The organism is Streptomyces sp. NPDC006450, from assembly GCF_040612195.1.
Lineage (GTDB): Bacteria > Actinomycetota > Actinomycetes > Streptomycetales > Streptomycetaceae > Streptomyces.
In genome coordinates this window covers 1-21,390 of sequence record NZ_JBEXPT010000023.1, presented here as the reverse complement: position 1 = coordinate 21,390, position 21,390 = coordinate 1, and the positions used below count along the sequence as shown (strand labels likewise).

Annotated in this window: 20 protein-coding genes; 16 read left to right on the top strand and 4 right to left on the bottom strand. The window is 69.8% G+C overall.

All coding sequences use genetic code 11. The annotated features are described in order from the left end of the window. The first annotated feature begins 5 nt into the window (after positions 1 to 5). Entirely contained in the window at positions 6 to 1,019 is a 1,014-nt protein-coding gene (locus ABZY57_RS10795; protein ID WP_356510355.1) for a hypothetical protein, read from the top strand. Positions 1,020 to 1,036: 17 nt separating this feature from the next. Here the strand turns inward: ABZY57_RS10795 and ABZY57_RS10790 are convergent, their stop codons facing one another. Further along, positions 1,037 to 1,363, bottom strand: coding sequence for a hypothetical protein (locus ABZY57_RS10790; RefSeq protein ID WP_356510353.1), 327 nt, complete (start codon positions 1,361 to 1,363; stop codon positions 1,037 to 1,039). Positions 1,364 to 1,738: 375 nt separating this feature from the next. Here ABZY57_RS10790 and ABZY57_RS10785 point away from each other — a divergent pair, with 375 nt between their 5' ends. Then, complete coding sequence (locus tag ABZY57_RS10785; RefSeq protein ID WP_356510351.1) at positions 1,739 to 2,152, top strand: hypothetical protein; 414 nt, start codon at positions 1,739 to 1,741, stop codon at positions 2,150 to 2,152. 230 nt (positions 2,153 to 2,382) lie between these two features. Here the strand turns inward: ABZY57_RS10785 and ABZY57_RS10780 are convergent, their stop codons facing one another. Beyond that, positions 2,383 to 3,243 carry an NlpC/P60 family protein gene (locus ABZY57_RS10780; protein WP_356510349.1) on the bottom strand — a complete coding sequence of 287 codons (861 nt, stop codon included), beginning with the start codon at positions 3,241 to 3,243 and terminating at the stop codon, positions 2,383 to 2,385. 884 nt (positions 3,244 to 4,127) lie between these two features. Between ABZY57_RS10780 and ABZY57_RS10775 the strand changes: the two genes are divergently transcribed. From ABZY57_RS10775 to nuoN, 14 genes are read left to right on the top strand one after another with little or no spacing between them, the layout of a single operon-like run. Beyond that, positions 4,128 to 4,487, top strand: a complete 360-nt coding sequence (locus ABZY57_RS10775) for an NADH-quinone oxidoreductase subunit A (RefSeq protein WP_030010013.1) — start codon at positions 4,128 to 4,130, stop codon at positions 4,485 to 4,487. A 15-nt stretch (positions 4,488 to 4,502) separates the two neighbouring features. Then, positions 4,503 to 5,057: an NADH-quinone oxidoreductase subunit B gene (locus tag ABZY57_RS10770; protein WP_243339941.1), complete on the top strand. Its 555-nt coding sequence runs from the start codon at positions 4,503 to 4,505 to the stop codon at positions 5,055 to 5,057. Beyond that, positions 5,054 to 5,794: an NADH-quinone oxidoreductase subunit C gene (locus ABZY57_RS10765; RefSeq protein WP_356510346.1), complete on the top strand. Its 741-nt coding sequence runs from the start codon at positions 5,054 to 5,056 to the stop codon at positions 5,792 to 5,794. The genes ABZY57_RS10770 and ABZY57_RS10765 overlap by 4 nt, the downstream gene beginning before the upstream one ends. Further along, a complete protein-coding gene (locus tag ABZY57_RS10760; RefSeq protein WP_356510344.1) occupies positions 5,794 to 7,143 on the top strand; it encodes an NADH-quinone oxidoreductase subunit D in 1,350 nt (449 codons plus the stop codon). Before ABZY57_RS10765 ends, ABZY57_RS10760 begins: the two co-directional genes overlap by 1 nt. Next, entirely contained in the window at positions 7,140 to 7,895 is a 756-nt protein-coding gene (nuoE, locus tag ABZY57_RS10755; protein WP_356510342.1) for an NADH-quinone oxidoreductase subunit NuoE, read from the top strand. Before ABZY57_RS10760 ends, nuoE begins: the two co-directional genes overlap by 4 nt. Then, on the top strand, positions 7,895 to 9,262 hold the full coding sequence (gene nuoF, locus ABZY57_RS10750; protein ID WP_356510340.1) for an NADH-quinone oxidoreductase subunit NuoF: 1,368 nt from the start codon (positions 7,895 to 7,897) through the stop codon (positions 9,260 to 9,262). Before nuoE ends, nuoF begins: the two co-directional genes overlap by 1 nt. Beyond that, positions 9,259 to 11,766 (top strand): NADH-quinone oxidoreductase subunit G, encoded by a 2,508-nt coding sequence (locus ABZY57_RS10745; protein WP_356510338.1) that lies wholly within the window; start codon positions 9,259 to 9,261, stop codon positions 11,764 to 11,766. The genes nuoF and ABZY57_RS10745 overlap by 4 nt, the downstream gene beginning before the upstream one ends. Then, positions 11,763 to 13,133: an NADH-quinone oxidoreductase subunit NuoH gene (nuoH, locus tag ABZY57_RS10740; RefSeq protein WP_356510336.1), complete on the top strand. Its 1,371-nt coding sequence runs from the start codon at positions 11,763 to 11,765 to the stop codon at positions 13,131 to 13,133. Before ABZY57_RS10745 ends, nuoH begins: the two co-directional genes overlap by 4 nt. Beyond that, entirely contained in the window at positions 13,126 to 13,755 is a 630-nt protein-coding gene (gene nuoI / locus ABZY57_RS10735; RefSeq protein ID WP_356510334.1) for an NADH-quinone oxidoreductase subunit NuoI, read from the top strand. The genes nuoH and nuoI overlap by 8 nt, the downstream gene beginning before the upstream one ends. Further along, the gene (locus ABZY57_RS10730; protein ID WP_356510332.1) at positions 13,752 to 14,564 is read left to right on the top strand and encodes an NADH-quinone oxidoreductase subunit J; all 813 of its coding nucleotides are present in this window, start codon (positions 13,752 to 13,754) and stop codon (positions 14,562 to 14,564) included. Before nuoI ends, ABZY57_RS10730 begins: the two co-directional genes overlap by 4 nt. Continuing rightward, positions 14,561 to 14,860, top strand: a complete 300-nt coding sequence (nuoK, locus tag ABZY57_RS10725) for an NADH-quinone oxidoreductase subunit NuoK (protein WP_356510330.1) — start codon at positions 14,561 to 14,563, stop codon at positions 14,858 to 14,860. Before ABZY57_RS10730 ends, nuoK begins: the two co-directional genes overlap by 4 nt. A gap of 9 nt (positions 14,861 to 14,869) precedes the next feature. Next, positions 14,870 to 16,789, top strand: coding sequence for an NADH-quinone oxidoreductase subunit L (nuoL, locus tag ABZY57_RS10720; RefSeq protein WP_356510328.1), 1,920 nt, complete (start codon positions 14,870 to 14,872; stop codon positions 16,787 to 16,789). Position 16,790: 1 nt separating this feature from the next. Next, a complete protein-coding gene (locus ABZY57_RS10715; protein WP_356510326.1) occupies positions 16,791 to 18,383 on the top strand; it encodes an NADH-quinone oxidoreductase subunit M in 1,593 nt (530 codons plus the stop codon). Positions 18,384 to 18,418: 35 nt separating this feature from the next. Further along, positions 18,419 to 20,038 carry an NADH-quinone oxidoreductase subunit NuoN gene (nuoN, locus tag ABZY57_RS10710; protein WP_356510434.1) on the top strand — a complete coding sequence of 540 codons (1,620 nt, stop codon included), beginning with the start codon at positions 18,419 to 18,421 and terminating at the stop codon, positions 20,036 to 20,038. Between the two features lie 86 nt (positions 20,039 to 20,124). Here nuoN and ABZY57_RS10705 read toward each other — a convergent pair whose 3' ends face one another. Beyond that, the gene (locus ABZY57_RS10705; RefSeq protein ID WP_356510324.1) at positions 20,125 to 20,715 is read right to left on the bottom strand and encodes a hypothetical protein; all 591 of its coding nucleotides are present in this window, start codon (positions 20,713 to 20,715) and stop codon (positions 20,125 to 20,127) included. A gap of 94 nt (positions 20,716 to 20,809) precedes the next feature. Next, positions 20,810 to 21,390: hypothetical protein (locus tag ABZY57_RS10700; protein WP_356510322.1), on the bottom strand; the 581-nt coding region annotated here is incomplete at its 5' end.

Below are 21,390 nucleotides of genomic sequence, written 5' to 3'. Positions count from 1 at the left end.
CCAGAGTGACCAGGTCTTCCGCGATGCGCTCCCGTCCGCTCTGCCGCCCCGCCCTCCGCTCCGCCCCCCGCCCCGTCCTCCCGGCCGCCGTCCTGCTGGCGCTCGTCCTGGCCGGCTGCTCGGATCCGGACGGGGGCGAGGCGCACGGGGAGCCGGAACTCGGTGAGATCGCCGTGGCCCCGGCCACCGCCTCGATCTCGCTGCCCCTGGACGCGTACACGGACACCGACGCCGAGACGGTCCGCATGGGGCAGGTGCAGCAGCGGCTGCTCTCCCGGTGCATGGCCCGGTACGGGTTCCCGTACGAGGAGGTCAGGCCCTCCGATCCGGCAGGCGCCCAGGGTTCCGAGGGCCGGCACCGGACGCTCTTCGGGGCGGCCGATCCGGTGTTCGCGGCGGCCCACGGCTACGACACGACCGCGGGCAAAGGGCGGCCGGTCAAGCCCCCGGCCACCCCGCTGAGCGAGAGCGCGGCCCTGGTCATGCACGGCGAACGGCCGGGAGCGGAGCAGAGCGGAGCGCAGCCCCCGGACGCCCCGAACGAGGAAGAGGCCGCGCGCGTGGACAGCGGCATCGACGTCGGCGGGCAGAAGGTGCCGGCCGGCGGGTGCGTGCGCGAGGCGTACCGCAAGCTGTACGCGCCGACGAAGGACAGCGTGGACCTGCTGTTCCCGTTCGGGCTGGCCTCGGAGGCGCACGAACGCTCCAAGGGGGACTCGCGGGTGGCCGAGGTGCTGAAGAACTGGTCGGCGTGCATGGAGAAGTCCGGGTACACCGGCCTGAAGGATCCCTACGAGGTCGTCCAGAAGCTCGGCCTGGAAGCCGATCCCGGCGGGCCCAAAGCCGTCACCGCGGCCAAGGCCGATGTCGCCTGCAAGCGCGAGGTGAACCTCGTGGGCATCTGGGCGGCGGTGGAGAAGGCCTACCAGGAGCGGCTGGTGGAGGAGCAGGCCGAGACCCTCGCGCTGTACAAGAAGCAGCGCGAGGCCCGTTACAAGCTGGCGGCCGGTCTGCTCTGAGCCGTGCGCGCGCCGGGTCAGGAGGGCCGGGGCAGGCAGGTCCGGTAGGCCTCGCGGTGGTCGCTCTTGAGCGACTGCCACTGCTCGGAGGTGCCGCCGTCCTCCTGCTGTACCTCGCCGGTGACCGGATTCGGGTCCGGATACCAGGAGATGCCCCGTTGCCTCATGCACTCGGAGGACTTGCGCGCGGCGGCCAGTTCCTGCGGGCTCGCCTGGAAGGGGGAGGGTGAGGGGAGCAGCGGCAGGCAGGCCTTCTGCGCGTCGGGATACTGCGGACCGTCCTTCTCCACTATGTGCGGAGCCCCGTTGTCCCCGTAGGAGAGGGTCATTCCGTGCTGCTGCATGCACGTGTAGAACGGGACGTCCCCCGCCGCGATCGAAGGGGCCGCGGTAGGTCCGGACTTTCCCGCGCCGGAGCTCTTCCCCGGGACTTCCCCGCCTCCGCATCCGGTCAGTGCGAGACACAAAAGGAGTGACGAGGATATTTCGCGTACACGCACGAGGTGTTTCCCTTGCGGTCGGCGGAGGAGGAGGTCACGGAGGTGCGGGGGAGGGGCGGAAGGCCGCGGGAGATGGTAATCGGGTGCCGGAAAGCCCGACAAGTCCGTTACGAGCCAGGGTGGTTGAGGCCTGATCAGCCGAGAAGCCGCTTGCCTCGGAGTAGTCCGGAGGGTTTAATCCCGGCCGGAATCAATTCCCTGAAGATGGAGAAATGCCCCATGAGCAGGGCTCTCAAGAAACTCGTCACCGGTTGCGCCGCCGCGGTATCCGTGGGCGCCGTTCTCCTGGCGGCAGCCGGGCCGGCCGCCGCCAACACGGAGAGGAACGGCTATCTGGAAACCAGCGAGTTCGGCCTTTACTACAACTCCTACCAGGGCGGCTGCGTCTTCGACCTGATGTCCTCGGACTGGAACTTCTTCAACAACCTGTTCGTGGGGCCGGAGGACTGCGCCGGCCGGAACCGGGTGACGAACGACGACACCGCGTCCTACCGGAACCGGGACACGTACACGTGGAAGGTGGCCACCGAGGCGAACCTCGAAGGTCTGGTCGGGTCGCTCCCGCCGGGCTACGTCGGCAACGCCAGCCTCAACTTCAAGAACAAGATCACCTCGGCCACGTTCCTCGACTGAGGGGGACGGGGCGGGAGCGTCCCGGGGCGGCTCCCCCGTGCCGCCCGGACGCCGCCCCGACGAGGCACGGACGAAGCCCGCACGCCCCTGGGCGCCCAGGAGCCTCCAGAAGTCCCGAGGAAGCCCCCAGGGAGCTCCCAGGACGCCGAAAGGCCGGTACTCCACCCCCGAGCGGGGCAGTACCGGCCTTTCGTGCGTCACCGGGAGCGGCCCGGGACTGCGGGGAGATGTCAGAGGACGCGGACGGCGCCCGTCGGCTTGTCGTAGCTCAGGGAGCGCTCGACGATGCCGGTGCTGGGGTTCTGTGCCCCGACGAACTTGCCGCCGCCGACGTAGACGGCGACGTGGTACGCGCTGCCCTTGGAGCCCCAGTACAGGATGTCGCCCGGCTGGAGGGCGCTCAGGGAGACCGAGGTGCCGGCCGAGGACTGCGCCTGCGACATGCGCGGCAGGGTGATGCCGGCCTGGCGGTACGCGGCCTGGACCAGCCCCGAGCAGTCGAACGAGGAGGGGCCGGTGCCGCCCATGACGTACGCCTTGCCGACCTGCGCGCGGGCGAAGTTGACGATGGCGGCGGCGGAGCCGGTCGCGGGGGCCGTGACGGTGCCCTTGCCCTGCGAGGACCCCGTGGAGGAGGAGTCGTTCGAAGAGGAACCCGAGTTGCTCTGGAGCGCGGTGCGGGCCTTGCTGCGGCTGGCGCGCTCGGCCTCGGCCTTGCGGTCCGCCTCCTCCTTCGCCTTCTTCTCGGCGTCGGCCTTCTCCTGGGCGTCGGCCTTGAGCTGCTTGGCCTCGGCGGCGGCGCCGGTGCGGGCCGTCTCTTCCAGGGCGTTGAGCTCGCCGTCGACGGCGGCGGCGCGGGTGTTCTCCGCGGCCTTGGCCACGGACGAGGACACCTCGGCGCTCAGGTCCAGGTCGAGGACCGGCATTTCGAGCGTGGTCTCGTGCGCGGGCTCGGCGGAGGGGGTGGCGCTCGCCGTGCCGGCCATGGCCAGGGTGCTGAGGACGCCACCGGCAACTCCGGCGCGGACCGCGAGCTTCGAGGCGCTGCGGCGGGGCTTCCGGTGGCTGGGTATGTGAGCGGTGAGGGACATGGGTACAACCGCTATCAGGGCTCCCCGGTTCCCTTCAAGAAACGTGGTCTGCGCCACAGTTGTGCGCGAAGCGGGCTAACCGGGCGCGTCGGAAGTCTTATTGACGCCGTAACGGGCGAATCGGACAGTCGCTCGCAAGGCTGTGATCATGGGGTTTCCGCATTAAGTCCGAATTGATCCCGCGCCTACCATTTACCCGCACAGATGGCCAAGCCCTCTTTCGGTACCGCGAATTCCGAGTGGCGCAGGTCACAGGAGTGTCACGCCATGCGGACGCTGTGGCCCTCCTGTGACCGAACCGTGAAGCCTCCGCCGGGTCGGGGCGGGGCCGGAGCGGGGTCGCGGGGGCGCCGCAGTGGCATCGGAGGCGGGCCTCGATCGATCGCGAGGGGGTGGCCGGCCCCTCCCGGGGGTCGACTCCGGGACGCCCCGGTCACCTCCGGGGGCGACCCTCCACTCCCCTCTGCCCCCGACTTCGTGAACGCATGCACGCGTCCACTCCCGTCCGTGCGGGGTCCCCCGATCGGGGGACGCCGATCCCTTTATCATCACGCGCACCGCCTCGCCAATTTGCGTGCAGGGGCCACGGTTTGATAGTGCAGCAGGCCCTCCACCTGCGACGACAGGTGCGGATGTCACCTTTGGTGATCATGTGGATGCTTCACGTATGAAGATCACTACTCATTGGCCTTCATGATCGTTCGTCAGGTGGTGGAGATCACAAACTCGTTGTTGTAACCCGTGTCGCAGATCACAGATGGGCGGGCATAAGATGCGCACCAGTCCGGCTTGTGAACTGCCTCACATGCGAGACGTGGGAGGCGGGGCGCGCGGCGCCGGCACAGCGGTCCAACGGTCAAGGACGACTGGAAGGAGCGAGGAGCGTGAATGCGTACGCGCCCATCCTCGTGCTCGGCGCCCTCGGCGCAGGGTTTGCGATCTTCTCCGTGGTCATGGCCACGCTGATCGGCCCAAAACGGTACAACCGGGCAAAACTTGAAGCTTACGAGTGCGGCATCGAGCCCACTCCCATGCCGGCGGGCGGCGGTCGCTTCCCCATCAAGTACTACCTGACGGCGATGCTCTTCATCGTCTTCGACATCGAGGTTGTCTTCCTCTACCCCTGGGCGGTCACCTTCGACTCGCTGGGGATCTTCGGGCTCGTCGAGATGCTCCTCTTCGTGCTCACCGTCTTCGTCGCCTACGCCTACGTATGGCGCCGCGGCGGCCTGGAATGGGACTGAGGGGCTGAATTTTCCATGGGACTGGAAGAGAAGCTGCCGAGCGGCTTTCTGCTGACCACCGTCGAACAGGCCGCGGGATGGGTGCGCAAGGCGTCCGTCTTCCCGGCCACCTTCGGCCTGGCCTGCTGCGCCATCGAGATGATGACCACCGGAGCGGGCCGGTACGACCTCGCCCGCTTCGGCATGGAGGTCTTCCGCGGATCCCCGCGCCAGGCCGACCTGATGATCGTGGCGGGCCGGGTCAGCCAGAAGATGGCGCCGGTGCTGCGGCAGGTGTACGACCAGATGCCCGCTCCCAAGTGGGTCATCTCTATGGGTGTTTGTGCGTCTTCGGGCGGAATGTTCAACAACTACGCGATCGTCCAGGGCGTCGACCACATCGTCCCCGTGGACATCTACCTGCCCGGCTGCCCGCCCCGCCCCGAGATGCTCCTCGACGCGATCCTCAAGCTCCACCAGAAGATCCAGGGCGGCAAGCTCGGCGTGAACCGGGAAGAGGCGGCCCGCGAGGCGGAGGAGGCGGCCCTCAAGGCGCTCCCCACCATTGAGATGAAGGGGCTCCTGCGGTGAGCGAGGACCCGGCCGTGCAGAACGGCCCCCATGCCGGCAACGGCGACAACGTGCCCGCGCCCCGGGGCGCGGCCGGCCCCGAGGTGATCGGCGTCCGCAAGGGCATGTTCGGTGCCAACGACGGCGGCGACACCAGCGGCTACGGCGGCCTCGTGCGCACCGTGGCCCTGCCCGGCGCGAGCGCCCGCCCCTACGGCTCGTACTTCGACGAGGTCGTCGACGAGCTCGAAGGGGCGCTGGAGGAGCAGGACCTCGTCCCGGAGAACGCGATCGAGAAGGTCGTCGTCGACCGGGCGGAGCTGACCCTCCACATCGCGCGCGAGCACCTCCTCCTCGTCGCGAAGACCCTGCGCGACGACCCGGCCCTGCGCTTCGAGCTCTGCACCGGGGTCAGCGGGGTGCACTTCCCCGACGACAAGGGCCGCGAGCTGCACGCCGTCTACCACCTGCGCTCGCTCACCCACGGCCGGATCGTGCGGCTGGAAGTGACGGCCCCGGACGCCGACCCGCACGTCCCCTCGATCGTCTCGGTCTACCCGACGAACGACTGGCACGAGCGCGAGACGTACGACTTCTTCGGCCTGATCTTCGACGGGCACCCGGCCCTCACCCGGATCATGATGCCGGACGACTGGCAGGGCTTCCCGCAGCGCAAGGACTACCCGCTCGGCGGCATCGCCATCGAGTACAAGGGCGCCCAGATCCCGGCTCCCGACCAGCGGAGGTCGTACAGCTGATGAACACCCAGAAGGCATCGCACCACGCCTCCGCCGACCACGCCTCGGCGCGCGAGACGACCGAGGGCACCGTCTACACCGTCACCGGCGGCGACTGGGACGAGATCGTCCAGTCGGCGGCCCGCGCCGACGACGAGCGGATCGTCGTCAACATGGGTCCCCAGCACCCCTCCACCCACGGGGTGCTCCGGCTGATCCTGGAGATCGACGGCGAGACGGTCACCGAGGCCCGCTGCGGCATCGGCTACCTCCACACCGGCATCGAGAAGAACCTCGAATACCGGAACTGGACGCAGGGCACCACCTTCGTCACGCGCATGGACTACCTGACGCCGTTCTTCAACGAGACGGCGTACTGCCTCGGCGTCGAGAAGCTGCTCGGCATCACCGATCAGATCCCGGACCGCGCCTCCGTCATCCGCGTCCTGCTGATGGAGCTCAACCGGCTCTCCTCCCACCTGGTGTGCATCGCCACCGGCGGCATGGAGCTGGGCGCGACCACGATCATGATCTACGGGTTCCGCGACCGCGAGCTGATCCTCGACGTGTTCGAGCTGATCACCGGCCTGCGCATGAACCACGCGTTCATCCGCCCCGGCGGCCTCGCGCAGGACCTGCCCCCGGGCGCCGTGGACCAGCTCCGCGAGTTCGTGAAGACCATGAAGAAGAACCTGCCGGAGTACGACAAGCTCGCCACCGGCAACCCCATCTTCAAGGCCCGCATGCAGGACGTCGGCTACCTCGACCTCACCGGCTGCATGGCGCTCGGCGCCACCGGCCCGATCCTGCGCTCCGCCGGCCTCCCGCACGACCTGCGCAAGACGGACCCGTACTGCGGCTACGAGAACTACGAGTTCGACGTGCCGACCACCGAGTCCTGCGACTCCTACGGGCGGTTCCTGGTCCGCCTGGAGGAGATGCGCCAGTCCCTGCGGATCGTCGAGCAGTGCCTGGACCGGCTGGAGCCGGGCCCGGTCATGGTCGCCGACAAGAAGATCGCCTGGCCGGCGCAGCTCGCGATGGGCCCCGACGGCCTCGGCAACTCGCTCGACCACATCAAGCAGATCATGGGCACCTCCATGGAGTCCCTCATCCACCACTTCAAGCTGGTGACCGAGGGCTTCCGGGTACCGGCCGGCCAGGCCTACGCGGCCGTGGAGTCACCCAAGGGCGAGCTCGGCGTGCACGTCGTCTCCGACGGCGGCACCCGCCCCTACCGGGTCCACTTCCGCGACCCGTCCTTCACCAACCTGCAGGCCATGGCGGCGATGTGCGAGGGCGGCCAGGTCGCCGACGTCATCGTGGCCGTCGCCTCCATCGACCCCGTGATGGGAGGCGTCGACCGATGACAGCCAATCAGCCCGTATCAGGGGTGAGCCTGGGCATGCCCCGGCTTCCGGCACCCGACTTCCCGGCCGACGTGCGCGCCCGGCTCGAAGCGGATGCGAAGGAGGTCATCGCCCGCTACCCCGACAGCCGCTCCGCGCTGCTGCCGCTGCTCCACCTCGTCCAGTCGGAGGAGGGCTACGTCTCGCGCACCGGCATCCGGTTCTGCGCCGAGGTGCTGGGCCTGACGACCGCCGAGGTCACGGCCGTGGCGACCTTCTACACGATGTACCGGCGCAAGCCCTCCGGTGACTACCAGGTCGGCGTGTGCACGAACACCCTGTGCGCGGTCATGGGCGGCGACGCCATCTTCGAGGAGCTCAAGGAGCACCTCGGGGTCGGCAACAACGAGACCACCCCCGACGGCAAGGTCACCCTCGAACACATCGAGTGCAACGCGGCCTGCGACTACGCCCCCGTGGTGATGGTCAACTGGGAGTTCTTCGACAACCAGACCCCCGAGTCCGCCAAGGCCATGGTGGACGACCTGCTGGCCGGCCGCACCGTGGAGCCGACCCGGGGCGCGCCGCTGTGCACGTACAAGGAGACCGCCCGGATCCTGGCGGGCTTCCCGGACGAGCGCGAAGGCGCGGTCGAGGCCAGCGGCGGCGCGGGTCACGCGTCGCTGATCGGCCTGCGCATCGCGCGCGGCGAGGCCCCGCACACCCCGATCGTGCACCCGCGCGGCGAGGCCACCATCGAGGGAGGGGAGTGATGACCGTGTCGACCGAGCTGAGTAAGAACGGCACGAGTCCGGAGAAGCTCCTCGCGCCCGTCCTGTCGGCCTTCTGGGACGAACCGCAGTCGTGGACGCTGGAGACCTACAAGAGGCACGGCGGCTACGAGGGTCTGCGCAAGGCACTCGCCATGAGTCCGGACGAGCTCATCGCCTACGTGAAGGACTCGGGCCTGCGCGGACGCGGCGGCGCCGGCTTCCCCACCGGCATGAAGTGGCAGTTCATCCCGCAGGGCGACGGAAAGCCGCACTACCTCGTCGTGAACGCGGACGAGTCGGAGCCGGGAACCTGCAAGGACATCCCCCTCCTCTTCGCCAACCCGCACTCCCTCATCGAGGGAATGATCATCGCCTGCTACGCGATCCGGTCGGAGCACGCCTTCATCTACCTGCGCGGCGAGACCGTGCCGGTGCTGCGGCGGCTGCACGAGGCGGTGCGCGAGGCGTACGAGGCCGGCTACCTGGGGGAGGCCGAACATCGGGAAAAGAGTGGCCTCGGGAGCGGGCTGAAGCTCGACATCACCGTGCACGCGGGAGCGGGCGCCTACATCTGCGGCGAGGAAACGGCCCTCCTGGACTCCCTCGAAGGCCGGCGCGGCCAGCCCCGGCTGCGTCCCCCCTTCCCCGCGGTCGAGGGGCTCTACGCCTGCCCCACTGTCGTGAACAACGTGGAGTCCATCGCCTCGGTTCCCGCGATCCTGAACAAGGGCAAGGACTGGTTCAAGTCGATGGGGACCGAGAAGTCCCCCGGCTTCACGCTGTACTCGCTCTCCGGCCACGTCGTCGGCCCCGGCCAGTACGAGGCCCCGCTCGGGATCACCCTGCGCCAGCTCCTCGACATGAGCGGCGGCATGCGCCCCGGGCACCGGCTGAAGTTCTGGACCCCGGGCGGGTCCTCCACCCCGATGTTCACGGACGAGCACCTCGACGTCCCGCTGGACTACGAGGGCGTCGGCGCGGCCGGGTCCATGCTCGGCACCAAGGCCCTGCAGTGCTTCGACGAGACGACCTGCGTGGTGCGGGCGGTGACCCGCTGGACCGAGTTCTACGCCCACGAGTCCTGCGGCAAGTGCACGCCCTGCCGCGAAGGCACGTACTGGCTGGTCCAGTTGCTCCGCGACATCGAAGCGGGCAAGGGGGTCATGTCCGACCTCGAGAAGCTGAACGACATCGCCGACAACATCAACGGCAAGTCGTTCTGCGCGCTCGGTGACGGCGCCGCCAGCCCCATCTTCTCCTCGCTCAAGTACTTCCGCGCGGAGTACGAGCAGCACATCACGGGCAAGGGCTGCCCCTTCGACCCCAAGAAGTCGACCCTCTGGGCCGACACGGAGGTGACCGCATGACCGTGACCACCACGTCAGCCTCCGGCGGCGGAGAGGCCGCGGTCCCGCCGGTGGACCAGATCTCCCTGACCATCGACGGCATCGAACTGTCGGTGCCCAAGGGGACCCTGGTCATCCGGGCCGCCGAACAGCTCGGCATCGAGATCCCCCGGTTCTGCGACCACCCCCTCCTCTCCCCGGCCGGCGCCTGCCGCCAGTGCATCGTCGAGGTCGAGGGCCAGCGCAAGCCGATGGCCTCCTGCACCATCACCTGCACCGACGGCATGGTCGTCAAGACGCAGCTGACCTCCCCGGTCGCCGACAAGGCCCAGCGCGGGGTGATGGAGCTGCTGCTCATCAACCACCCGCTGGACTGCCCGGTCTGCGACAAGGGCGGCGAGTGCCCGCTGCAGAACCAGGCGATGACCCACGGCAACGCCGAATCGCGTTTCGAGGGCAGGAAGCGCACCTACGAGAAGCCGGTCCCGATCTCCACGCAGGTGCTGCTGGACCGCGAGCGGTGCGTGCTGTGCGCGCGCTGCACCCGCTTCTCCAACGAGATCGCCGGCGACCCGATGATCGAGCTCCTGGAGCGCGGCGCGCTCCAGCAGGTCGGCACCGGCGAGGACGACCCCTTCGAGTCGTACTTCTCCGGCAACACCATCCAGATCTGCCCGGTCGGCGCCCTCACCTCGGCCGCCTACCGGTTCCGCTCCCGCCCCTTCGACCTCGTCTCCTCCCCGAGCGTGTGCGAGCACTGTGCGGGCGGCTGCGCCACCCGCACCGACCACCGCCGCGGCAAGGTGCTGCGCCGGATGGCCGCGGAGGACCCCGAGGTCAACGAGGAGTGGATCTGCGACAAGGGCCGCTTCGGGTTCCGCTACGCGCAGCGCCCCGACCGGCTCACCACCCCGCTGGTGCGCGGCACCGACGGGGTCCTGGCCCCGGCGAGCTGGCCCGAGGCGCTGGAAGCCGCGGCGAACGGACTGGCCGCCGCGCGCGGCCGCGCCGGAGTGCTGACCGGCGGCCGGCTCACCGTCGAGGACGCCTACGCGTACGCCAAGTTCGCCCGGGTCGTGCTCGACACCAACGACATCGACTTCCGGGCCCGGGTGCACAGCGCGGAGGAGGCCGAGTTCCTGGCCGCCACCGTCGCCGGCACCGGCAAGGACCTCGACGGCCGCGGTGTCACCAACGCCTCCCTGGAGGCCGCCCCGGCCGTCCTCCTCGTCGGCATCGAGGCCGAGGAGGAGGCCCCCGGGGTCTTCCTGCGGCTGCGCAAGGCCCACCGCAAGCACAAGCAGCGGACCTTCGCCCTCGCCCCCTTCGCCACGCGCGGCCTGCAGAAGGCGGGCGGCACCCTGCTGGCCGCCGCCCCCGGCACCGAGCCCGAGTGGCTGAACGCGCTGACCTCGCAGACCGGCCTGGAGGACGGCGGCCACGCCGCCGCCGAGGCGCTGCGGCTGCCCGGCGCGGTCATCGTCGTGGGCGAGCGCCTCGCGGGCGTGCCCGGCGCGCTGACCGCGGCCGTACGGGCCTCCACCGCCACCGGCGCCACGCTGGTGTGGATCCCGCGCCGGGCCGGAGAGCGGGCCGCCGTCGAGGCGGGCGCGCTGCCGTCCCTGCTGCCGGGCGCCCGTCCCGCCACCGACCCGCGGGCCCGCGACGAGGTCGCCGCCGCCTGGGGCCTGGACGAGCTGCCGCACCGCTACGGCCGCGACACCGGCCAGATCGTCGAGGCCGCCGCCACCCGGGAGCTCTCCGCCCTGCTGGTCGCGGGCGTCGAGGTCGCCGACCTGCCGGACCCGGCCCGCGCCAGGACCGCGCTCCAGGAGGCCTTCGTGGTCTCCCTGGAACTGCGGCCCAGCGAGGTCACCGACCACGCGGACGTGGTCTTCCCGGTCGCCGCCGTCGCCGAGAAGCCGGGCGCGTTCATCAACTGGGAGGGCAGGGTCCGGCCGTTCGAGGCCGCGCTCAAGCCCGAGCAGATGACCCGCCGCCTGGCCCCCGCCGACTCCCGCGTGCTGCACATGCTGGCCGACGCGGCCGACCGCCCGATCGAGCTGGCCGACGTACACGCCGTACGGCGGGAGATCGACCGGCTCGGCCCGTGGGCCGGGGAGCGCGCCGCCGGACAGCCCGGAGACAGGGAGCTGCTGCCCCGTCCCGGCGCGGGCGAGGCCGTCCTCGCGGGCCACCGGCTCCTCCTGGACCAGGGGCTCCTGCAAGAAGGCGACGAGGCCCTGGCCGGCACCCGGCACGAGGCCAGCGCCCGCCTGTCGGCCGCCACGGCCGCCGAGACCGGCGTCAAGAGCGGCGACGTCCTCGCGGTGACCGGCCCCGCCGGCTCGGTGGAACTGCCGCTGCGCGTCACCGAGATGCCCGACCGGGTGGTCTGGCTCCCGATGAACTCCACCGGCTCCGGGGTCCTCGCCGACACCGGAGCCCGCCCGGGGGACCTGGTCCGCATCGGCCCGGCCACCCCCGCCGACACCAGCGACTCCCCTGCGGAGGTGGGCGCGTGAACACGGTTCAGATCGCCGCCGAAGACCTCTCCCTGTTCGGCAGGGACGTCTGGTGGCTCGTCGTACTCAAGGCGGTGTTCTGCTTCGCCTTCCTGATGGTGACCGTGCTCTTCTCCATCGTGTGGGAGCGCAAGGTCGTCGCCTGGATGCAGCTGCGCATCGGCCCCAACCGGCACGGCCCCTGGGGCATGCTCCAGTCGCTCGCCGACGGCGTGAAGCTCATGCTCAAGGAAGACCTGATCGTCAAGCGGGCCGACAAGGTCGTCTACGTCCTCGCCCCGATCATCGCGGCGATCCCTGCCTTCATGGCCATCGCGGTGATCCCCTTCGGCCCCTCGGGCAACGAGGTCTCCATCTTCGGCCAGCGCACCACGATGCAGCTGACCGACCTGCCCATCGCGATGCTCTACATCCTCGCGGTGGCCTCGGTCGGCATCTACGGCATCGTCCTCGCGGGCTGGTCCTCGGGCTCCACGTACCCGCTGCTCGGCGGACTGCGCTCCTGCGCGCAGATGATCTCGTACGAGATCGCGATGGGCGCGGCCTTCGCCTCGGTCTTCCTCTACTCCGGGTCGATGTCGACCTCGGCGATCGTCGAAGCCCAGGCGGACCGCTGGTACATCATCCTGCTGCCGGTCTCCTTCATCATCTACGTCATCACGATGGTCGGCGAGACGAACCGCGCCCCCTTCGACATGCCGGAGTCCGAGGGCGACCTGGTCGGCGGCTTCAACACCGAGTACTCCTCCATCAAGTTCGCGCTGTTCATGCTCGCCGAGTACGTCAACATGGTCACCGTCTCCGCCGTCTCCGTCACCCTCTTCCTGGGCGGCTGGCGGGCCCCGGCGCCGATCTCCACGTACTGGGAGGGCGCGAACCACGGCTGGTGGCCGATGCTCTGGTTCGTGCTCAAGGTCCAGCTGCTGCTGTTCTTCTTCATCTGGCTGCGCGGCACGCTCCCGCGCGTGCGCTACGACCAGCTGATGAAGCTCGGCTGGAAGGTGCTGATCCCGGTCTCCGTGGTGTGGCTGATGCTGGTCGCCACCGTCCGGGCCCTGCGCAACGAGAACTACGACTTCCAGGAGATCGTGCTCTACGTCGGCGGCGGGGTCATCGCGCTCCTGCTGCTGTCCTTCGTCGCGGACCTGTTCCGCGACAAGAAGGAGAAGACGGCCCTCGCGGACGCCGAACTGGCCGCGGCCGCCGAACCCTTCGACCCCCTGGCGGGCGGGTTCCCCGTACCGCCCAAGCCCGGCCAGCACCTGGCACCCGTACCGCGCAGGCGGCCCCGCAGTGAGCGGGAGCTCATTGTCAGTGGCGCGGCGAATACTGACAGTGACCGAGAGGAGGGTGCTGAGAATGTCTGACAAGTCTGACGCCGAGCAGGGCGAGAAGTGGCAGAACCCGGTGGCCGGCTTCGGCGTGACCTTCAAGGCCATGTTCAAGAAGCGCCTCACCGAGCAGTACCCGGAGCAGGAAAAGACCACGGCTCCGCGCTTCCACGGGCGGCACCAGCTCAACCGCCACCCCGACGGTCTGGAGAAGTGCATCGGGTGCGAGCTGTGCGCCTGGGCCTGTCCCGCCGACGCGATCTACGTCGAGGGCGCGGACAACACCGAGGAGGAGCGCTACTCCCCGGGTGAGCGGTACGGCCGGGTCTACCAGATCAACTACGCCCGCTGCATCCTGTGCGGGCTGTGCGTCGAGGCGTGCCCGACCCGGGCGCTGACCATGACGAACGAGTTCGAACTGGCCGACTCCAGCCGCGAATCGCTCATCTACACCAAGGAGCAGCTGCTCGCCGGGCTGACCGAGGGAATGGTCGAGGCTCCGCACTCGATCTTCCCCGGGACCGAGGACACGGACTACTACCGCGGGCTGGTGACCGGGGCGGCTCCCGGCACGGTCCGGCAGGTGGCCGTCTCCAAGGGCGAGGTCGCCCCCGGGACCGCGGCATCCGAAAGCACCTCCGAGGGGGTGGGGGCATGAGCGCCATCGCAGCGGCCGCCACCCTCACCTCCTCCGGTGAGGCGGTGCAGTTCTGGATCCTCGGCACGGTCGCCGTCGTCGGCGCGCTGGCCACGATCCTCATGAAGAAGGCCGTGCACAGCGCCCTGAGCCTGGCCGGGACGATGATCATCCTGGCGGTCTTCTACCTCGCCAACGGGGCGTACTTCCTCGGCATCGTCCAGGTCGTCGTCTACACCGGCGCGATCATGATGCTCTTCCTCTTCGTCGTCATGCTCGTCGGCGTCACCGCGGCGGACTCGCTGACCGAGACCATCAAGGGGCAGCGCTGGCTGGCCGCCCTGTGCGGACTCGGCTTCGGCATCCTGCTGATCGCGGGCATCGGCAACGCCAAGCTCACCCACTTCAACGGACTCGGCCGGATCAACTCCGGCGGCCACGTCGAGGGCCTGGCCACGCTGATCTTCACCAAGTACGTGTTCGCCTTCGAGGTCACCGGCGCCCTGCTGATCACGGCGGCCGTCGGCGCGATGGTGCTCACCCACCGCGAGCGCACCGAGCGGGCCGCCACCCAGCGCGAGCTCGCCGAGCGCCGCGTACGCGAGGGCGTACAGCTCCCGCCGCTGCCCGCACCCGGCGTCTACGCCCGGCACAACGCCGTGGACGTCGCGGGCCTGCTGCCGGACGGCACCCCCTCGGAACTCACCGTCAACCAGACGCTGCGCGCCCGCGGCCAGATCAGGGACGTCTCCGGCAAGGCCCTGGACGACCTGAAGGCCCTGGAGCAGCGGTCGTCCGAGCGGCTCGGCCGTGAGGAGGCCTCGAAGTGAACCCGGTCAACTACCTGTACCTGTCCGCACTGCTGTTCACCATCGGTGCGGTGGGAGTCCTGATCCGGAAGAACGCGATCGTGCTGTTCATGTGCGTCGAGCTCATGCTCAACGCCTGCAACCTCGCCTTCGTCACCTTCTCCCGGATGCACGGCAACCTCGACGGCCAGATCATCGCGTTCTTCACGATGGTCGTCGCCGCCGCCGAGGTCGTGGTGGGCCTCGCGATCATCGTGTCGCTGTTCCGTACCCGCCACTCGGCCTCGGTCGACGACGCCAGCCTGATGAAGCTGTAAGGGGTCGCTGTGGAGAACATGATCGCGCTGCTGGTAGCAGCGCCCCTGCTCGGAGCGGTGGTGCTGCTCTGCGGCGGCCGCCGTCTCGACAAGACCGGCCACTGGATCGGCACCCTGCTCGCCGCCGTCTCCTTCGGCATCGGCCTGGCCCTCTTCGCCGACATGCTCGGCAAGGGCGCCGAGGACCGGACCTTCCACCAACAGCTCTTCACCTGGATCCAGGTGGAGGGCTTCCAGGCCGACATCGGCTTCCAGCTCGACCAGCTGTCGATGACCTTCGTCCTGCTGATCTCCGGGGTGGGCACGCTCATCCACGTGTACTCCATCGGGTACATGGAGCACGACGAGCGCCGCCGCCGCTTCTTCGGCTACCTCAACCTCTTCGTCGCCGCGATGCTGCTCCTGGTCATCGCCGACAACTACCTCCTGCTGTACGTCGGCTGGGAGGGCGTGGGCCTCGCCTCGTACCTCCTCATCGGCTTCTGGCAGCACAAGCCCAGCGCGGCCACCGCCGCGAAGAAGGCCTTCCTGGTCAACCGGGTCGGCGACATGGGCCTTTCGATCGCCATCATGCTGATGTTCACCACCTTCGGAACCTTCGCCTTCGGCCCGGTCCTCGGCTCGGTGTCCGAGGCCGGCGAGGGCAAGCTGACGGCGATCGCGCTGATGCTGCTGCTCGCCGCGTGCGGCAAGTCGGCCCAGGTGCCGCTGCAGTCCTGGCTCGGCGACGCGATGGAGGGTCCGACCCCGGTCTCCGCCCTCATCCACGCGGCGACGATGGTGACGGCGGGCGTGTACCTGATCGTCCGCTCGGGCGCCATCTTCAACGGGGCGCCGGACGCGCAGACCGCGGTCGTCGTGGTCGGCGCCGTCACGCTCCTCTTCGGTGCGATCGTCGGTTGCGCCAAGGACGACATCAAGAAGGCCCTCGCCGGCTCGACGATGTCGCAGATCGGCTACATGATCCTGGCGGCCGGCCTCGGCCCCATCGGGTACGTGTTCGCGATCATGCACCTGGTCACGCACGGGTTCTTCAAGGCGGGACTCTTCCTCGGCGCCGGTTCCGTGATGCACGGGATGAACGACGAGGTCGACATGCGCAAGTACGGCGGCCTGCGGAAGTACATGCCGGTCACCTTCGTCACCTTCGGGCTCGGCTACCTCGCCATCATCGGTTTCCCGGGCCTGTCGGGCTTCTTCTCGAAGGACATGATCATCGAGGCCGCCTTCGCGAAGGGCGGCACCCAGGGCTGGATCCTCGGCGGGGTGACCCTCCTCGGCGCGGCGATCACCGCCTTCTACATGACCCGGGTCATGCTCCTCACCTTCTTCGGCGAGAAGCGCTGGCAGCCGACAGCGTCCGATAGCGGCGATGCCGCGGGGTCGGGCCACGCCCCGCACCCGCACGAGTCCCCGAAGTCCATGACCATCCCGATGATCATCCTGGCCTTCGGCTCGGTCTTCGCGGGCGGGTTCTTCGAGATCGGTGACCGCTTCCTGAACTGGCTGGAGCCCGTCACCGGATACGAGCACGGACACCCGCCGATCAGCGCGCTGACGGTCACGCTGGCCACCATGGTGGTCCTCGTCATCGGCGTCGCCATCGCCTGGGTGATGTACGGCAGGAAGCCCGTCCCGGTCATCGCCCCGCGCGGCTCGCTCCTCACCCGGGCGGCCCGACGGGACCTCTACCAGGACGACTTCAACCACGTGGTCCTGGTCCGCGGCGGGGAGCACCTGACCCGCTCCCTCGTCTACGTCGACCACAGTCTGGTCGACGGCGTGGTCAACGGGACGGCCGCCGGAGTCGGCGGGCTGTCGGGCCGGCTGCGCAAGCTGCAGAACGGCTACGCCCGCAGCTACGCGGTCTCGATGTTCGGGGGCACGGCGATCCTGATCGCCGCGACCCTGCTGATGAGGGCGGTGTGAGATGAATTTCCCGCTTCTGACGGTGACGGCCGCGGTCCCCGCGGTCGGCGCGATCCTGACGGCGGCCGTCCCGGCCGCCCGCCGGACCGCCGCCAAATGGCTCGCCCTGTTCTTCTCACTGGCGACCCTGGCCCTGGCCGTGCTCGTCGCGGTCCGCTTCGAGCCCGGTGGCGACCGCTACCAGCTCACCGAATCGCACTCCTGGATCGCGGACTTCGGCGTCCGCTACGAACTGGGCGTCGACGGCATCGGGGTGGTGCTGATCGCCCTCACCGCGCTGCTGATCCCCTTCGTGATCGCGGCCGGCTGGCACGACGCCGACCCGCTGGAGACGCACTCCTCGCGCTGGCGGCCGACCCAGGGCTTCTTCGCCCTGATCCTGCTGGTCGAGGCGATGGTGATCATCTCCTTCGAGGCCACCGACGTCTTCCTCTTCTACATCTTCTTCGAAGCCATGCTCATCCCGATGTACTTCCTCATCGGCGGCTTCGGGGACCGGGCGCACTCCGGGTCGGACGAGAACGCGGCCGCGCAGCGCTCGTACGCGGCGGTCAAGTTCCTCCTCTACAACCTGGTCGGCGGCCTGATCATGCTGGCCGCCGTCATCGGGCTGTACGTGGTCGCCGGGAACTTCTCGCTCCAGGAGATCGCCGCCGCCCGCGCCGCGGGCACGCTCGACATGGCGACCAACACCGAGCGGTGGCTGTTCCTCGGCTTCTTCTTCGCCTTCGCGGTGAAGGCCCCGCTCTGGCCGCTGCACACCTGGCTGCCGAACGCGATGGGCGAGGCCACGGCCCCGGTCGCCGTCCTGATCACCGCCGTCGTCGACAAGGTCGGCACCTTCGCGATGCTCCGCTTCTGCCTCGGGCTCTTCCCCGAGGCCAGCAAGTGGGCCACGCCGGTGATCCTCGTCCTGGCACTGATCAGCATCGTCTACGGCGCGCTGGTCGCCTGCGGTCAGCGGGACATCAAGCGGCTGGTGGCGTACGCCTCCATCTCGCACTTCGGCTTCATCATCCTGGGCATCTTCGCGATGACCTCCCAGGGCCAGTCGGGCGCGACGCTGTACATGGTCAACCACGGGCTCTCGACGGCGGCGCTCATGCTGGTCGCCGGCTTCCTGATCTCGCGGCGCGGCTCCCGGCTCATCGCCGACTACGGCGGCGTGCAGAAGGTGGCCCCGGTCCTGGCCGGCACCTTCCTCATCGGCGGTCTGGCCACCCTCTCGCTGCCCGGCCTCGCACCGTTCGTCAGCGAGTTCCTGGTCCTGGTCGGCACGTTCGCCCGGTACCCGGTCGTCGGCATCATCGCCACCTTCGGCATCGTGCTGGCGGCGCTCTACACGCTGGTCCTCTACCAGCGCACCATGACCGGCCCGGTCAAGGAGGAGGTCCGCACCATGCCGGACCTGCGCCTGCGGGAGGTCCTGGTGGTCGCCCCGCTGATCGCGCTGCTGATCGGACTGGGCGTCTACCCGAAGGTCCTGACCGACATCGTCAACCCGGCGGTGAAGCACACCATGTCGGACGTCAAGCAGACGGACCCGAAGCCGGAAGTGGCTGTCGAGGCCAAGAACGGGGAGGCGGCGAAGTGAGCACAGTGACTGCTGCCCAGAGCCTGCTGCCGACACTGGCGGCCGCGGCGCCGATCGACAAGATCCCGGCCCCGCAGATCGAATACGCACAGCTCTCGCCCACGCTCATCGTGCTGGGCGCGGCGATCATCGGAGTCCTCGTAGAGGCCTTCGTGCCGCGCAGGGCCCGCTACTACACGCAGGTGTTCCTCGCCGTCGCCGCGCTGGCCTCGGCCTTCGCGGCGGTCGTCGGACTCGCCGCCGGCGGGTACGGCAGCTCCAAGGCGCAGGTCGCGGCCATGGGCGCCATCGCCGTCGACGGCCCGGCCCTCTTCCTGCAGGGCACCATCATCCTGGCCTCGGTCGTGGCGGTCTTCACCTTCGCCGAGCGGCGCCTGGACCCGGCGGCCCACGGCAACCGGGTGGACTCCTTCGCCGCGCAGGCGGCGTCCGTACCGGGTAGCGAGAGCGAGAAGGAAGCCGTCAAGGCGGGCTTCACCACCACCGAGGTCTTCCCGCTCGCACTGTTCGCGGTCGCCGGGATGCTGATCTTCCCCGCGGCCAACGACCTGCTGACGCTGTTCGTGGCCCTGGAGGTCTTCTCCCTCCCGCTGTACCTGCTCTGCGCCCTCGCCCGCCGCCAGCGGCTGATGTCGCAGGAGGCGGCCGTCAAGTACTTCCTGCTCGGCGCCTTCTCCTCCGCCTTCCTGCTCTTCGGCATCGCGCTCGTCTACGGGTACGCGGGCTCGGTCTCCTACGCGGCGATCGCGGACGTCGTCGACGGCACCGTGGCGAACATCGACCCGGCGCTCGCCGACACCATGGGCAACGACGCGCTGCTGCTGATCGGGGGCGCGCTCATCCTGACGGGCCTGCTCTTCAAGGTCGGCGCCGTCCCCTTCCACATGTGGACCCCGGACGTCTACCAGGGCGCCCCCACCCCGGTCACCGGCTTCATGGCGGCGGCGACGAAGGTGGCCGCCTTCGGCGCGCTCCTGCGTCTGCTCTACGTGGTGCTGCCGGGCCTGCGCTGGGACTGGCGGCCGGTCATGTGGGGCGTCGCGATCGTCACGATGCTGGCCGGTGCGGTCATCGCCGTGACCCAGACCGACGTCAAGCGGCTCCTGGCCTACTCCTCGATCGCGCACGCCGGCTTCATCCTGGCCGGTGTCATCGCCACCTCGGCGGAGGGCATCCAGTCCGTCCTCTTCTACCTGGCCGCGTACTCCTTCGTGACGATCGGCGCCTTCGCCGTGGTCACGCTGGTGCGCGACGCGGGCGGCGAGGCCACGCACCTGTCCAAGTGGGCGGGCCTGGGACGGCGTTCGCCGCTCACCGCGGCGGTCTTCGCGGTCTTCCTGCTCGCCTTCGCGGGCATCCCGCTGACCTCCGGCTTCTCCGGCAAGTTCGCCGTGTTCAGGGCGGCGGCGGAGGGCGGTGCGGGAGCGCTGGTCGTGGTCGGTGTCATCTCGTCCGCGATCGCCGCGTTCTTCTACATCCGGGTGATCGTCCTGATGTTCTTCAGCGAGCCGAAGGCGGACGGCCCCACGGTCGCCGTCCCGTCCCCGCTGACGATGACGACCATCGCGGTGGGCGTCGCGGTCACGGTGGTGCTGGGCGTCGCCCCGCAGTACTTCCTGGACCTGGCGGGCAGCGCGAGCACGTTCGTGCGCTGACCCGGCGCTCCAGTCCTACGGCAAAGGGCCCGGCCCCCCTTCGAGGGGGCCGGGCCCTTTGCCGTAGGGACCGCGCGGACGGGGAATCAGTGGGGGTGGGGCGCGGGGGCGGTGGTCTTGGGGCAGGTCAGGGCGGGGTTCCAGTTGTGGAAGCGGCCGGCCGGGTTCTTCGCGTACGCCCACATGTGCAGGTCGTAGTGCTTGGGCATGCCCGCCCAGTGGCCCGGCATCGGGCCGTCGAAGGGCAGGCCGAACATGCTCGGCCGGTCGTCGGTGGTCTTCAGGTCCTGGTCCCGGTCGGTGGCCATCCACTCCACCGCCTGGAGCTTGCGCCGGCCGTTCTTGTTCTTCTCCGTGCTGTAGAGGAGGGCGGTCGGCCTGCTCGGGTCCGTCGAACCCCAGTTGGCCTGCTTGACGTAGTGGTAGCCCATGGAGCCCACCCCGAACGGATTGGACATGCACTCCGTGCCGTGCGGTACGTACCCGTCCCTGAGGGCTTGGCGCTCGTCCGCGTACCTGGCCGTCACCGCGATCGCCGTCGCCATGTCCCGCATGGCTTTGGGGTCGCGGGGGTCGGGAGCGGGCCCCTCGACCCCGTGGGCCGGAGCCACGGCGGCCAGGGCGAGCGACACGGCGGCCGCGCAGGCGAGAACGGTCTTCAGGCTGCGTGCGGGCATCGGAACTCCTGGTGTGGTGGGGCCGTTTCGTCCACCATCGCGGGGAGTCGGGAACCCCGCACGCGGCGGGCCTCCGAACGGGGGTCCCGCACCCCTAAGGGCTGGTGACGGGTGCGACCGGGCGGGGCCTGGTGGTGCCGGGGCGGCAGACGACCGACGGGTTGAAGGGCTCGAACCGTCCGGCGGGGTTCTGCTTCCACAGCCACAGGTGCAGCGAATAGTGGACCTTCTGCCCCGCGAAGCGGGAGGGCAGCGGGCCGCGGAAGGGCTGCCCGAACAGGGAGGGGCGGTCGTCGTCGGTGTCCATCCGGCCGTCCCGGTCCACGACCATCCATTCGAGGCCGCCGAGGCGCCAGTTGCCCGCCCCGTCGCGTTCGTAGAGCAGGGCGGTGGGCTTCCGCGGGTCGACGGATCCGTCGTAGGCGTGGTTGAAGTGGGGATAGCCGAGGGCGCCGGCGCCGCCCGACGGGTTCACGACGCAGTACTTGTCGGGGACGTACCCGGCGGCGACGGCCGTCTGGTGCCGGTGGTACTTGGCCGAGGCCTTGTAGGCCTGGGCCAGCTGGACGCCGGCAGCCGGGGCCGGGGCCGCCGGGGCGGCGGCCAGGGTGAGCGCGGCGGTGGCCGCGAGGAGCACGGGGCCGAACTGGGCGGTACGAGGGGCCATGCGAGCAG

What these genes read in the sequence shown, in the direction of transcription:
- ABZY57_RS10790 (WP_356510353.1), bottom strand. Translation starts at nt 1,363, where the DNA reads ATGCAGCAGCACGGAATGACCCTCTCCTACGGGGACAACGGGGCTCCG.
- ABZY57_RS10785 (WP_356510351.1), top strand. Translation starts at nt 1,739, where the DNA reads ATGAGCAGGGCTCTCAAGAAACTCGTCACCGGTTGCGCCGCCGCGGTA.
- ABZY57_RS10780 (WP_356510349.1), bottom strand. Translation starts at nt 3,243, where the DNA reads ATGTCCCTCACCGCTCACATACCCAGCCACCGGAAGCCCCGCCGCAGC.
- ABZY57_RS10770 (WP_243339941.1), top strand. Translation starts at nt 4,503, where the DNA reads ATGGGACTGGAAGAGAAGCTGCCGAGCGGCTTTCTGCTGACCACCGTC.
- ABZY57_RS10760 (WP_356510344.1), top strand. Translation starts at nt 5,794, where the DNA reads ATGAACACCCAGAAGGCATCGCACCACGCCTCCGCCGACCACGCCTCG.
- nuoE (WP_356510342.1), top strand. Translation starts at nt 7,140, where the DNA reads ATGACAGCCAATCAGCCCGTATCAGGGGTGAGCCTGGGCATGCCCCGG.
- nuoF (WP_356510340.1), top strand. Translation starts at nt 7,895, where the DNA reads ATGACCGTGTCGACCGAGCTGAGTAAGAACGGCACGAGTCCGGAGAAG.
- ABZY57_RS10745 (WP_356510338.1), top strand. Translation starts at nt 9,259, where the DNA reads ATGACCGTGACCACCACGTCAGCCTCCGGCGGCGGAGAGGCCGCGGTC.
- nuoI (WP_356510334.1), top strand. Translation starts at nt 13,126, where the DNA reads ATGTCTGACAAGTCTGACGCCGAGCAGGGCGAGAAGTGGCAGAACCCG.
- ABZY57_RS10730 (WP_356510332.1), top strand. Translation starts at nt 13,752, where the DNA reads ATGAGCGCCATCGCAGCGGCCGCCACCCTCACCTCCTCCGGTGAGGCG.
- ABZY57_RS10715 (WP_356510326.1), top strand. Translation starts at nt 16,791, where the DNA reads ATGAATTTCCCGCTTCTGACGGTGACGGCCGCGGTCCCCGCGGTCGGC.
- ABZY57_RS10705 (WP_356510324.1), bottom strand. Translation starts at nt 20,715, where the DNA reads ATGCCCGCACGCAGCCTGAAGACCGTTCTCGCCTGCGCGGCCGCCGTG.